A 13,138-nucleotide genomic window follows, 5' to 3' on the forward strand; every position below is an offset into this window, starting at 1 on the left:
GAGATACGGGCTTTTTTTATTTCTTCTGTTTAGGGATGCGAACCAACTGGCTGTCGGAGTATATGTCGTGCCAGGTGCGCTTGCGTTTATCGAACACAGACCAGATAAACCCCAGCCCTAAACACAGCCACGAACCAATCGACACCATAAAGCGCAACAGCGCTTGCCACAGGCTGATCGCCGATCCATCGGCGTTTTGCACGCGCACGCCCCACACTTGCATGCCCAGGGTTTGGCCGCTGTGGGTCCAGAACTTGGCAAAGAACGCGAACAGGACAAACAACAAAATGGTCGAGAGCAACGGGTCGCCATCCAGCGCCCCGGCTTCGGTCAGCTCGCGCATTTTGGCTTCACCGATAAAGCCCATCATGATCAGCTTGTAGATAAACGTGGTCACAATCAGCAGGGCCGTACACAGCAGAAAGTCATAGAACATGGCTGCCAGACGGCGCCCCAGGCCGGCGGCGGGAAAGTCGCCTTGGGGGCTAAGTGGTGGTTTCGACATGGCAGGCTCTCGTGAAGGAAAAACCCATCTTACGAAATTGCGCCCATAAAAAAGCCTCTGATGTCAGCATCAGAGGCTTTTGTGGAACAGAAGCTTAGGCTTCGGCTTGAACTTCGTCAGCCTGCATGCCTTTTTGGCCCTGAACAGCGATGAAGGTCACTTTCTGGCCTTCTTTCAAGCTTTTGAAACCGTTGCCTTGAATGGCACGGAAGTGTACGAACAGATCCGGACCGCTTTCCGGAGTGATGAAACCAAAACCTTTCTCGTCGTTAAACCACTTGACGGTACCGCTCTGACGTTGAGACATTTCTTAATTCCTTGACGCTAACAATTAATGGCAGCCTCCTTACGTTGAAAGAGGACTGGTGCTGGGTTGCAGGAAAGTAAGAGACGCAGAACGGGTTGTAGCAAACATAGAGCTACTGCCCAGGTCACGATTCCAGCGACCCATGCAAACACAGTGGTCAAACTCTACGAAAACAGGATTAAAAAAACAAGCCCCTTAAATACACCCCTTTATAACCTCATGTAGTTCACTTATAGCAACGCATTTAAAAGATCAAAAGATCGCGAGCAAGCTCGCTCCTACAGTGGGGTGTGGGCAGCGTTAAAGAAAGTGTGTTCATAGAGGTGTTCAATTGTTTTCATGTTTAAAGTGCTTTTTTCACTATCGAAACTTCGCACTGTTTTGTGGCAGTTGTATGGCACGCAAGTGTCATACAACTGTATAAAAAGCCCGGGGTTTAGCCCCGATAATAACGTTGCGCTACAAACGGCAGTTTAGACACTTTCATCGGCACACGTTTACCCCGAACAATCGCCCAGACCTCGGTGTCTATCGGGGTGAATGCACTGTCCAGATACGCCATGGCCAGCGGTGCGCCCAGGGTAGGGCCAAAGCCGCCGCTACACACTGTGCCGATGACGTTACCCTGTGCATCGACCACCTCGGCGCCTTCACGCACCGGTGTGCGTTCCTGGGGCAGCAGGCCGACCCTTTTTCGTGCAACCCCTTGTTGTTGCTGGGTAAAAATGGTGTCAGCACCTGGGAAGCCACCCGCACGCGGGCCGTCGGCACGGCGCGCTTTAGAGATCGCCCACAACAGGCTGGCTTCAATCGGCGTGGTTTTTTCGTTCATGTCGTGGCCGTACAAGCACAGACCGGCTTCAAGGCGCAAAGAATCACGTGCGCCCAAACCAATGGCCTGAACCTCAGGTTCAGCCAAAAGCGCGCGGGCGAGTTTTTCTGCGTGTGCTGTCGGTACCGAGATCTCAAAGCCGTCTTCACCGGTATAACCCGAGCGGCTGACATAGCACGCCACGTCCAGCAGCGTCACAGGCTCAAATTGCATAAAGGTCATTTTGGCCACGTCAGGTGCCAGACGCTGCAACACCGTTACCGCTGCCGGGCCTTGCAGGGCCAGCAGGGCGCGCTCTTCAAACAGCGGCTGGATCTCGCAGTGGGCGCCCAGGTGTTTGCGCAGGTGCGCCAGGTCCTGCGCCTTGCAGGCGGCGTTAACCACCAAAAACAACCGGTCATTGCCCAGATTGGCAACCATCAGGTCATCCAGAATGCCGCCTTGCTCGTTGGTGAACATGGCGTAACGCTGCATGCCCACCGGCAGGTCGATGATGTCGACGGGCACCAATGTTTCCAGTGCTTTGGCGGCACCGGCGCCGGTCAGCAGGATCTGCCCCATGTGCGAAACATCAAACAACCCGGCCTGTTCACGGGTGTGCTGGTGCTCTTTCATCACGCCCAGCGGGTATTGCACGGGCATGTCATAGCCGGCAAAAGGCACCATGCGGGCGCCGAGTTCAAGGTGCAGTGCGTGCAGCGGGGTGATGAGCAAGTGTTCGGTGGACATTCGTGACTCCTTGAAAATCAGCACTCAATAATGTTGACAGCCAGACCGCCGCGGGCGGTCTCTTTGTATTTGCTTTTCATGTCGGCGCCGGTCTGGCGCATGGTGCGGATCACCTTGTCGAGCGAGACAAAGTGCTGGCCGTCGCCGCGCAAGGCCATGCGCACGGCGTTGATGGCCTTGACCGAGCCCATGGCGTTGCGCTCGATACACGGCACTTGCACCAGCCCACCAATCGGATCGCAGGTCAGCCCCAGGTTGTGTTCCATGCCGATTTCGGCGGCGTTCTCGACTTGTTGCACGCTGCCGCCGAGCACTTCGCAGAGCGCGCCAGCGGCCATGGAACAGGCCACACCGACTTCGCCCTGGCAGCCGACTTCGGCGCCCGAGATCGAGGCGTTTTCCTTGTACAAAATGCCGATGGCGGCTGCCGTCAGCAGAAACCGCACCACGCCGTCTTCGTTGGCACCGCCGATAAAGCGCATGTAGTAATGCAGCACGGCCGGGATAATCCCCGCAGCCCCATTGGTGGGTGCGGTGACCACGCGTCCGCCATTGGCGTTTTCTTCGTTTACCGCCAGTGCATACAGATTGACCCAGTCGAGCACGGACAGCGCATCGCGCAGGGCGGCTTCCGGGTGGCTGCACAGTTGACGATGCAGCGCGGCGGCCCGGCGTTTGACCTTTAAGCCACCGGGTAAAATCCCTTCATTGCGACAGCCCGCGCTCACACAGTCCTGCATCACTTGCCAGATGTGCAGCAAGCCACTGCGGGTTTCGGCTTCCGGGCGCCACGCGCTTTCGTTGGCCAGCATCACCTGGCTGATGGACAAGTGCTGCGTAGTGCAATGGTTCAGCAGCTCTTTGGCGGTTTTGAACGGGTACTTCAGTGGCGTACTGTCTTCGACGATGCGGTCAGCGCCCGCAGCGTCTTCATCCACCACAAAGCCGCCGCCGACCGAGTAATACTCGCGGCTGCGAATCTGTATTCCGGCGGCGTCCAGGGCACGAAAAATCATGCCGTTGGGGTGAAAGGCCAAGGGTTTGCGAATCATCGCCAGGTGCAGTTTTTCGTTGAAATCGATGGCGTGTTCGCCGTTAAGGTTCAAACGCCCGCTGCTGCGAATCCGGGCCAGGCGTTCAGCCACGGTTTCGGTGTTGACGGTGTCCGGGAGTTCGCCTTCAAGCCCCAGCAACACGGCTTTGTCGCTGCCGTGACCTTTACCGGTGGCGCCGAGGGAACCATACAGCTCGACTTTCACGCAGGCCGTGCTCGGCAGCAAACCCTCGCGGGCCAAACCTTCGACAAAACGTGCGGCAGCCCGCATGGGGCCGACGGTGTGGGAACTGGAAGGGCCGATGCCAATTTTGAACAGGTCGAACACGCTTAACGACATAGGGTTCTCCGGTTTCTTATAGATGAATTGGCAAGCAAAACGTGTAGGAGCGAGCTCGTCTCGCGATCTTTTAAAAGATCAAAAGATCGCGAGGCAAGCTCGCTCCTACGGATCGGGATCAAGCCTCCTGATAGCTCTCGATCGACGGGCATGCGCAGACCAGGTTGCGGTCGCCGAACACGTTGTCGACACGGCCTACCGGCGGCCAGTATTTGCCTTCGATCAACGACGCGACCGGATACACCGCTTGTTCGCGGCTGTACGGGTGGGTCCACTCGCCAACGATTTCTGCGGCCGTGTGCGGGGCGTTTTTCAGCGGGTTGTCGTCTTTGTCGAGGCTGCCGTTTTCGACCGCGCGAATCTCCTCGCGGATGCGGATCATGGCTTCGCAGAAGCGATCCAGCTCTTGTTTGGATTCACTTTCAGTCGGCTCGATCATCAACGTGCCCGCCACCGGGAACGACATGGTCGGGGCGTGGAAGCCAAAGTCGATCAGGCGCTTGGCCACGTCATCAACGCTGATGCCGCTGGTTTCCTTGAGCGGGCGCAGGTCGAGGATGCATTCGTGCGCCACCAGGCCGTTGGCGCCCGAGTACAGCACCGGGTAATGCTCTTCGAGACGGCGGGCAATGTAGTTGGCGTTCAAAATGGCCAGCTGCGAGGCGCGTTTCAGGCCTTCGCCGCCCATCATGCGGATGTACATCCAGGTGATCGGCAGAATGCTGGCGCTGCCGAACGGAGCGGCACACACCGCGCCTTCCTTGCGCTCCAGGGCGCTGTGGCCCGGCAGGAACGGGATCAGGTGCGACTTGACGCCAATCGGGCCAACGCCCGGGCCGCCACCGCCGTGGGGGATGCAGAAGGTTTTGTGCAGGTTAAGGTGCGACACGTCGCCGCCAAACTTGCCCGGTGCGCACAGGCCGACCATTGCGTTCATGTTGGCGCCGTCGATGTACACCTGGCCGCCGTTGTCATGAATGATGCCGCAGATTTCGCGGATGCCTTCTTCGAACACGCCGTGGGTCGACGGGTAGGTGATCATCAACGCGGCAAGGTGATCGCGGTGTTCGATGGCCTTGGCGCGCAGGTCTTCAATGTCGACGTTGCCGCGCGCGTCACAGGCGGTAACCACCACGCGCATACCGGCCATGTGTGCGGTCGCCGGGTTGGTGCCGTGGGCCGAGGAGGGGATCAGGCAAATGTCGCGGCGTTCTTCGCCACGGCTCTGGTGGTAAGCACGAATGGCCAGCAAGCCTGCGTACTCACCTTGGGAGCCTGCGTTGGGTTGCAGCGAGACGGCGTCGTAGCCGGTGGCCTCACAGAGCATGAGTTCCAGCTCGCGGGTCAGTTGCTGATAGCCCTGGCTTTGCTCTGCAGGGGCAAACGGGTGCAGGTTGCCGAACTCGGCCCAGGTCACCGGAATCATTTCGCTGGCGGCGTTGAGCTTCATGGTGCACGAGCCCAGCGGGATCATGGTGCGGTCCAGCGCCAGGTCTTTGTCAGCCAGGCGGCGCAGGTAACGCATCAGCTCGGTTTCGGAGTGATAACGGTTGAACACCGGGTGGCTCAGAATCGCCGACTGGCGCAGCAACGCCGCAGGCAGCGTGCCTGTTACCGATTGGGCCAGCGCGTCGAAGTCAGGCAGCGTCTGGCCATCGACTGCGAGCAAGGCCCACAGAGCAACGACGTCAGACTGGCTGCTGGTTTCGTCCAGCGACAGCCCAAGGCGTTCGTCATCGACCACACGCAGGTTGATGTGCCGGGCCTGAGCCTTGGCGTGCAGCGCGCTGGTGCGGTTGCCGGTGTGCAGGGTCAGGGTGTCGAAAAACTGGCTTTGTTCAACGTTCAGTCCCAGCCATTTCAGGCCCTGGGCAAGGATTGCAGTCAACTGATGAATGCGCCGGGCAATCTGGGTCAAGCCCTGAGGCCCGTGGTACACGGCGTACATGCTGGCGATGTTGGCCAGCAACACTTGAGCGGTACAGATGTTGCTGGTGGCCTTCTCGCGGCGGATATGTTGCTCGCGGGTTTGCATCGCCAGACGCAGCGCCGGTTTGCCGTGACGGTCTACTGACATGCCGACCAGACGCCCCGGCATGTCGCGCTTGAAGGCATCGCGGGTCGAAAAGTAAGCCGCGTGCGGGCCACCGAAGCCCAGTGGCACGCCAAAGCGCTGGGCGCTGCCGATGGCCACGTCGGCGCCGAACTCACCGGGCGGCGTCAGCAAGGTCAGCGCCAACAAGTCAGCCGCTACCGCCACCAACGCGTTAGCGGCGTGGAAGCGTTCAACCAGATCGCGATAATCAAACACATCGCCGTTGCTTGCCGGGTATTGCAGCAGGGCGCCGAAGAACGGCGACAGGTCGCTCAACTCACGCTCGTCCCCCACCACCACTTCAATGCCCAACGGCTCGGCACGGGTGCGCAGCACATCGAGGGTTTGCGGGTGGCAGTGGCGGGAGGCGAAAAAGCGCTCGCTGGTTTTGTTCTTGCTCAGGCGTTTGCAGAAGGTCATGGCTTCGGCGGCTGCGGTGGCTTCGTCGAGCAACGAAGCGTTGGCAATCGGCAGGCCGGTGAGGTCGCTGATCAACGTCTGGAAATTCAGCAAGGCTTCAAGACGACCCTGGGAGATTTCCGGCTGATACGGCGTGTAAGCGGTGTACCAGGCCGGATTTTCCAGCAGGTTGCGCAAGATCGGCGAAGGCGTGTGGCAGTTGTAATAGCCTTGGCCGATATAGGTTTTATGCAACTGGTTTTTCGCCGCGATGGCTTTGATCGATGCCAGGGCATCGGCTTCACTTTGGCCAGCGGGCAGGTTGAGTACGCTGGTGCCCTTGATACCTTCCGGGATGACGCTGGCGCTGAGCGCTTGCAGCGAGTCAAAGCCCAGCGTGGTGAGCATGGCCTGTTCGTCGGCCTGACGCGGGCCGATGTGGCGCGCGATGAATTCATTGGCAGTGCTGAGATTAATCGTCATGGCCGGCTCCTCAGTTGTCGTCTTGAGCTTTGATCAAGCGGTCGTAAGCGTCCTGCGTCAGCAGTTTGCCGAGCGCCTCGGGATCAGCCGGTTTAAAGCGAAAAAACCAGCCTTCACCCAGCGGATCCTCGTTGACCAGTTCCGGGCTGTCTTCGAGTTTAGCGTTCAGCTCGAGGACTTCACCGTCCAGTGGCATGTACACGCCGCTGGCGGCCTTGACCGACTCAACCGTGGCGGCTTCAGCGCCTTTGTCGTAAGCCTGCAACTCTGGCAACTGAACAAACACCACATCGCCCAGAGCGTTTTGCGCAAAAGCCGTAATGCCAACGGTCACGCTGCCATCGGCTTCGGCACGCAGCCATTCGTGGTCTTCAGTAAAACGCAATTCGCTCATCGAAACTCCTCAGGGCCAGACATGTCTGGTGGTCACAGGTGTAATGCTCGTGCAGGTCGAGCTGAATGCGATGATCATTGCAAGATGGTTGCCAGTTTATAAAAAGGCTTATTTATCAGTGGCTTATATTGGTTTCGCAGATGACTGACTCATCACGCTGTAGCGAAATCGCTACAGTGCTGGCGCAATTAAAAAATCCAAGTGGATCAAAGCCTTGGGTTACTGAGGATTGGCGTGTCTGTATCGAAATCGTTCCGCTGGAATGAAATCAATACGGAGCATGTGGCTTTTCTGGATTAATTTTTACCCGGGATGCCGTACTTGCGCAGGCGGTGCGCAATGGCGGTGTGCGAGGTTTGCAGGCGGCTGGCCAATTGGCGAGTTGAGGGGTAGCTGACGTAGAGTTTTTCCAGCAGGGCTTTTTCGAACGTTTCGACCGCCAGCTCCAGGGTTTCTATCTCGCCATCGCTTTGCCGGGCCACCGAAGTGCCTGCGATGTCGAGGTCACCGATATCCACCAGCGTGCTTTCACAGATCGCGGCCGCGCGGAAAATCACGTTCTGCAATTGCCGTACATTGCCCGGCCAGCGATTGCCCAGCAACGCCGGATAAGTGCCGGGTGCCAGGCGGCACACCGGGCGCTGGATCTGCGTGCAAGCCTGCTGCATAAAGGCGCGTGCCAGCAGCAAAATATCCTGGCCGCGCTCGCGCAGCGGCGGCACCTCAAGGTTCAGCACGTTCAGGCGATAGAACAGGTCTTCGCGAAACGTCCCTTCATTGACCATTTTTTCGAGGTTGCGGTGGGTTGCGCTGAGGATCCGCACATTGACCTTGACCTCGCGCTCGCCGCCCACCCGACGAAAGCTGCCGTCATTCAAAAAACGCAGCAGCTTGGCTTGCAGGTAGGGCGACATTTCAGCGATTTCATCGAGAAACACCGTGCCGTGGTTGGCCAACTCCATCAGCCCCGGTTTGCCGCCGCGCTGGGCGCCAGTGAAGGCGCCGGGGGCATAGCCGAACAGCTCGCTTTCGGCCAGGTTTTCCGGGAGCGCCGCGCAGTTCAAGGCCAAAAACGGCGCTGCAAAACGGGTGCTGATCGCATGGCAGGCGCGGGCCACGAGTTCTTTACCGGTGCCGGTTTCGCCCTGAATCAGCAAGGGCGCATCCAGCGCCGCCACGCGCTGGGCACGGGCCTTCAGGGTGCGGATTGCCGGGGAGTCACCGAGCATCGCGTCAAAGCCTTCTGCGTGGTCGTGATGCAGGGCGGCCAGCCGCTCACCAATACGGCTGGGCTGGTACAGCGTGAGCAAGGCTCCGGCGTCAGTAATCGGCGTGGCGTCGAGCATCAGCGGCTGGCCGTTGAGCGTCACTTCGCGCAACGGCAGGCGAAAACCGTTTTCCAGCAACACATTGAGCAGGCCGGGATCGCTGAACAGCTCGCCGATGCTTTCACCGGTAGGGTCACGGCCATACAGCGTGACCAGCGCCGGGTTGGCCAACAGTACGTGGCCACCGCTGTCCAGCGCCAGTACCGGGTCGGTCATGGCGGCGAGCAGGGCGTCGAGTTGCAGGTGGCGGCGCTGGCCGGGAAGGATATCGACCACCCGCACCGACTGTACGCCGTTGACCCGAAACAGCGCTTCGCGCAGCTCGTCGAGCACTTGCGGGCTGAGGGTCGGGGCGTCGATGTAGACGTTGGGCGGCACCATCTCCACGGCATCCAGGTTGAGATTACGCCCGCCGAGCAACGCCAGAACTTCCTGGGTGATGCCGACACGGTCGATAAAACTGACATGGATACGCATGGGAACGAGAAAACTTAAGCCAGGGGATGGCCAGTATGCCTTGGCGGGGAGGATTGGTGAAATGTGAGCCGCACATCGGCTCTGCAGGAGCGAGCTTGTCTCGCGATCTTTTGATCGTTTAAAAGATCGCGAGGCAAGCTCGCTCCTACAGGGGGTTATTCCAGGTGTTCAGGTTTTACCGGGTCACCCGGCTTGACGTCGAGTTGTTCTCGTACGTCCTTGAACATCAAGTCGTAGTATTTATGCATCGACAGGATGTTCGCGTTGTTTGGAATTCCGTTTTTCACGGCAATCTTGAAGGCCACCCGGGCGAAATCGAACGCCATGTCCTTGGGCAGCGTGAACGATTCCTTGAAATCCTTGCCATTAATCTGGCCGCTCATATCGAACTGCATCGACTTGCCTTCCTTGGGATCTTGAACGACCTGGTACTTAATTACGATCTCATAACTAAAGTCGTGCGGACCCAGCGATTCGCGTTCGATATGCAGGTACCCGGGGTTAAAAATGGCCATAGGGCTGCTCCTTGAGGCTAAGTAATCAAGGGCAGACCGCCAGGTCTGCCCTTGGGTTCAAAAGTAGGTAATACCCGATTTCTCGGTGCTCACTCGAGTACCTGCCTTACCTTGAACGATTGCTTCAATGTCTGCCAGTGCGCCGATAACAGCAGTCTTGCCAGTCTTGCGGGCAAATTCGCAGGCCGCTTCGACTTTCGGGCCCATGGAACCGGCGGCAAAGCCGAGTTTTTCCAGTTCGTCCGGGTGCGCGTGAGCAATGCCTTTCTGGTCAGGTTTGCCCCAGTTGATAAAGGCGGCATTGACGTCTGTGGCGATCACCAGCAGGTCACTGTTGAGTTGTTGGGCCAGCAGGGAAGAGGCCAGGTCTTTATCGATTACCGCCTCAATGCCCTTGAGGTTGCCGTCTTCGCCGTACATGGTCGGAATACCGCCACCGCCGGCGCAGATCACCACGGTGCCTTTTTCCAGCAGCCATTTGATCGGGCGGATTTCAAAAATGTGTTTAGGTTTGGGGCTTGGCACCACGCGGCGGAACTTGTCGCCGTCCGGGGCAATGTCCCAGCCCTTTTCAGCGGCCAGGCGCTTGGCGTCAGCTTCGCTGTACACCGGGCCAATCGGCTTGGTCGGGTTCTGGAACGCCGGGTCTTTGGGGTCGACTTCTACCTGGGTCAGCAAGGTGGCGAAAGGCACGTCTTTGGGCAGCAGGTTGCCCAGTTCTTGCTCGATCATGTAACCGATCATGCCTTCGGTTTCAGCCCCGAGGACGTCCAGCGGGTAGGGTGCAACGTCAGTGTAGGCAGCGGCTTGCAGCGACAGCAGGCCCACTTGCGGGCCGTTACCGTGCGCCACCACCAGTTCGTTGCCAGGGGCGACGCGGGCGATTTGGGCGGTGGCCGTACGGATGTTTTCGCGTTGGTTGTCAGCGGTCATGGGCTGGCCGCGACGAAGAAGGGCGTTACCGCCCAGTGCAACGACGATACGCATAGAAAATGTCCTTATTTAAAGGGAGGGTAAGCGACGCTGTGGTGTGGGAGCGGGCTTGCTCGCGATGCTGACGACGCGGTCTGTCTCTGAACGCGCGCTGAATCCATCGCGAGCAAGCCCGCTCCCACAGAAGGCCGGTGTGCACAGGCCAACCGAACCAGGGCTTAGATATCAGCCAGCGCCGCCACCAGAATGGCCTTGATGGTGTGCATGCGGTTTTCAGCCTGTTCAAAGGCAATGTTGACCGGCGACTCGAACACTTCTTCGGTCACTTCAATGCCGTTTTTCAGGTTCGGGTGATGCTCTGCCACGTCCTTGCCGACTTTGGTTTCGCTGTTATGGAACGCTGGCAGGCAGTGCATGAACTTCACGCGCGGGTTTTCTGCCGCCTTGATGATGTCGGTGTTGACCTGGTAAGGCAGCAGCAGCTTGATGCGTTCGTTCCAGGTTTCAACCGGCTCGCCCATCGATACCCATACGTCGGTGTGGATGAAGTCCACGCCTTTGACCGCGGCTTTCGGGTCTTCGGTCAGGGTGATTTTGGCACCGCTTTCCTTGGCGAATTCCTGGCACTGTTTGACGAAGGCTTCTTCTGGCCACAGGCTTTTTGGTGCGGCGATACGCACGTCCATGCCCAGCTTGGCGCCGATCAGCAGCAGCGAGTTACCCATGTTGTTGCGCGCATCGCCCAGGTAGGCGTAGCTGATGTTGTGCAGCGGCTTGTCACTGTGTTCGCGCATGGTCAGCACGTCAGCGATCATTTGCGTCGGGTGGAACTCAGCGGTCAGGCCGTTGAACACCGGTACGCCTGCGTACTTGGCCAGCTCTTCGACAACCACTTGCTCAAAGCCACGGTATTCGATGGCGTCAAACATGCGGCCGAGAACGCGGGCGGTGTCTTTCATGCTTTCTTTGTGGCCGATTTGCGAAGAAACCGGGTCGATGTAAGTCACGTGCGCGCCCTGGTCGTGGGCCGCCACTTCGAACGCGCAACGGGTGCGGGTCGAGGTTTTTTCAAAAATCAGCGCGATGTTCTTGCCTTTCAAGTGCGGCTCTTCAGTACCGGTGTACTTGGCGCGCTTGAGGTCACGGGACAGATCCAGCAAGAAGTGCAGCTCACGAGGGGTGTGATGAACCAAGCTCAGCAAGCTGCGGTTTTTCATGTTAAACGCCATGGGGATCTCCTGGGTTTCTGGTTAACCGGCTTGCGCCGCCCCTTGTGGGGTCAGCGCAAGCAATCAATGGGTGACTTAGTAATCGATTGGGTCGCGTACGATCGGGCAGGTCATGCAGTGACCGCCGCCACGGCCGCGTCCCAGTTCAGAGGCGCTGATGGTGATCACTTCGACACCGGCCTTGCGCAGCAGGGTGTTGGTGTAGGTGTTGCGGTCGTAGCCGATGACCACGCCAGGCTCCAGTGCCACGACGTTGTTGCCGTCATCCCACTGCTCGCGTTCGGCGGCGAAGCTGTTACCGCCGGTTTCGACAACACGCAGGGCTTTCAGGCCCAAGGCCTTGGCGACCACATCGAGGAAGCTGGATTCTTCACGACGAACGTCAATGCCACCGGCTTTGCTTTCATCCGGGTACAGGGAGAAGGCGACAATTTGATTGACCACTTCCGGGAAGATGGTCACCAGGTCGTGATCGCAGAAGCTAAACACGGTGTCCAGGTGCATCGCCGCGCGAGACTTGGGCAGCCCGGCAACAATCACACGCTCAACCGCTTTGTTCTTGAACAGGTTCTGTGCCAGTTGGCCGATGGCCTGGCGTGACGAGCGCTCGCCCATGCCGATCAGCACCACGCCCTTGCCGATTGGCATCACGTCGCCGCCTTCGAGGCTGGCATTGCCGTGATCAACGGTCGGGTCGCCGTACCAGACCTTGAATTCAGCCTGGGTGAACTCAGGGTGGAACTTGTAAATCGCCGTGGTCAGCAGGGTTTCCTGACGGCGGGCTGGCCAGTACATCGGGTTCAGCGTTACGCCACCGTAGATCCAGCAGGTGGTGTCCCGGGTGAACTGAGTGTTGGGCAGGGGCGGCAAGATAAAGCTGGTGTGGCCCAGAAAGTCACGGAACATCTGGATGGTTTTGCCACCGAAGCTATTGGGCAGGTCGTCAGCAGAGACACCGCCAATCAGGTACTCAGCAATGTGGCGCGGCTCAAGGCTCTTGAGCCAGGCTTTGACTTCATTGACCAGGCCCACGCCCACTTGATTCGGCGTGACCTTGTGGTCAAGGATCCAGTCCAGCGCTTCTGGAATGGCAACAATATCGGTCAGCAGGTTGTGCATTTCCAGCACATCAATCCCGCGATCGCGCATTTTGGTGACGAAATCGAAGTGGTCACGCTTGGCCTGGTTGACCCAGAGCACGTCATCAAACAACAGCTCGTCGCAGTTGCTCGGGGTCAGACGCTGGTGAGCCAGGCCTGGGGAACACACCATAACCTTATGCAGCTTGCCGGCTTCGGAATGCACGCCGTACTTCACTTTTTCCGTGGTCATTACAGTCATCCTCCAAAGTACATAAAACAGGGTATTACAGGGTTAGAAAGCCGTCGTAGAGGCCATACGCTGCCACCAGGGCACCGATAATCACTGCGGCGAAAATCACGGCGGTTGCAGGATCTGAGTGCAACACGGTTATTGAATTGAAGCGGGAGCATCATGCCGCATCACCACGGCTTCTTG

At 58.6% G+C, this 13,138-nt stretch carries 11 protein-coding genes and 1 pseudogene; all 12 read right to left on the bottom strand.

Annotated elements, in window-relative coordinates; genetic code table 11:
• Positions 1–16 precede the first annotated feature (16 nt).
• Positions 17–505 (bottom strand): RDD family protein, encoded by a 489-nt coding sequence (locus GHO41_RS04155; protein WP_048367986.1) that lies wholly within the window; start codon positions 503–505, stop codon positions 17–19.
• A 94-nt stretch (positions 506–599) separates the two neighbouring features.
• On the bottom strand, positions 600–812 hold the full coding sequence (locus tag GHO41_RS04160) for a cold-shock protein (protein WP_007977299.1): 213 nt from the start codon (positions 810–812) through the stop codon (positions 600–602).
• A 436-nt stretch (positions 813–1,248) separates the two neighbouring features.
• The gene (gene gcvT, locus GHO41_RS04165; protein ID WP_153330779.1) at positions 1,249–2,373 is read right to left on the bottom strand and encodes a glycine cleavage system aminomethyltransferase GcvT; all 1,125 of its coding nucleotides are present in this window, start codon (positions 2,371–2,373) and stop codon (positions 1,249–1,251) included.
• 17 nt (positions 2,374–2,390) lie between these two features.
• The gene (locus GHO41_RS04170) at positions 2,391–3,767 is read right to left on the bottom strand and encodes an L-serine ammonia-lyase (RefSeq protein ID WP_153373721.1); all 1,377 of its coding nucleotides are present in this window, start codon (positions 3,765–3,767) and stop codon (positions 2,391–2,393) included.
• A 118-nt stretch (positions 3,768–3,885) separates the two neighbouring features.
• The gene (gene gcvP, locus GHO41_RS04175) at positions 3,886–6,744 is read right to left on the bottom strand and encodes an aminomethyl-transferring glycine dehydrogenase (protein WP_153433015.1); all 2,859 of its coding nucleotides are present in this window, start codon (positions 6,742–6,744) and stop codon (positions 3,886–3,888) included.
• A 10-nt stretch (positions 6,745–6,754) separates the two neighbouring features.
• The gene (gcvH, locus tag GHO41_RS04180; protein ID WP_048367977.1) at positions 6,755–7,138 is read right to left on the bottom strand and encodes a glycine cleavage system protein GcvH; all 384 of its coding nucleotides are present in this window, start codon (positions 7,136–7,138) and stop codon (positions 6,755–6,757) included.
• 296 nt (positions 7,139–7,434) lie between these two features.
• Positions 7,435–8,943, bottom strand: a complete 1,509-nt coding sequence (locus tag GHO41_RS04185; protein WP_153433016.1) for a sigma-54-dependent transcriptional regulator — start codon at positions 8,941–8,943, stop codon at positions 7,435–7,437.
• Positions 8,944–9,098: 155 nt separating this feature from the next.
• The gene (locus GHO41_RS04190) at positions 9,099–9,458 is read right to left on the bottom strand and encodes a DUF5064 family protein (protein ID WP_153330782.1); all 360 of its coding nucleotides are present in this window, start codon (positions 9,456–9,458) and stop codon (positions 9,099–9,101) included.
• A 57-nt stretch (positions 9,459–9,515) separates the two neighbouring features.
• Positions 9,516–10,445: a carbamate kinase gene (arcC, locus tag GHO41_RS04195; RefSeq protein ID WP_048385455.1), complete on the bottom strand. Its 930-nt coding sequence runs from the start codon at positions 10,443–10,445 to the stop codon at positions 9,516–9,518.
• A gap of 164 nt (positions 10,446–10,609) precedes the next feature.
• The gene (locus GHO41_RS04200) at positions 10,610–11,620 is read right to left on the bottom strand and encodes an ornithine carbamoyltransferase (RefSeq protein ID WP_123749764.1); all 1,011 of its coding nucleotides are present in this window, start codon (positions 11,618–11,620) and stop codon (positions 10,610–10,612) included.
• A gap of 75 nt (positions 11,621–11,695) precedes the next feature.
• Positions 11,696–12,952, bottom strand: a complete 1,257-nt coding sequence (gene arcA / locus GHO41_RS04205) for an arginine deiminase (RefSeq protein WP_153433017.1) — start codon at positions 12,950–12,952, stop codon at positions 11,696–11,698.
• A gap of 34 nt (positions 12,953–12,986) precedes the next feature.
• Positions 12,987–13,061, bottom strand: a pseudogene (locus tag GHO41_RS30645) (hypothetical protein); the annotation flags it as partial.
• Positions 13,062–13,138 lie beyond the last annotated feature (77 nt).

Source organism: Pseudomonas sp. FSL R10-0399, from assembly GCF_009600165.1.
Taxonomy (GTDB): Bacteria; Pseudomonadota; Gammaproteobacteria; order Pseudomonadales; family Pseudomonadaceae; genus Aquipseudomonas; species Aquipseudomonas helleri.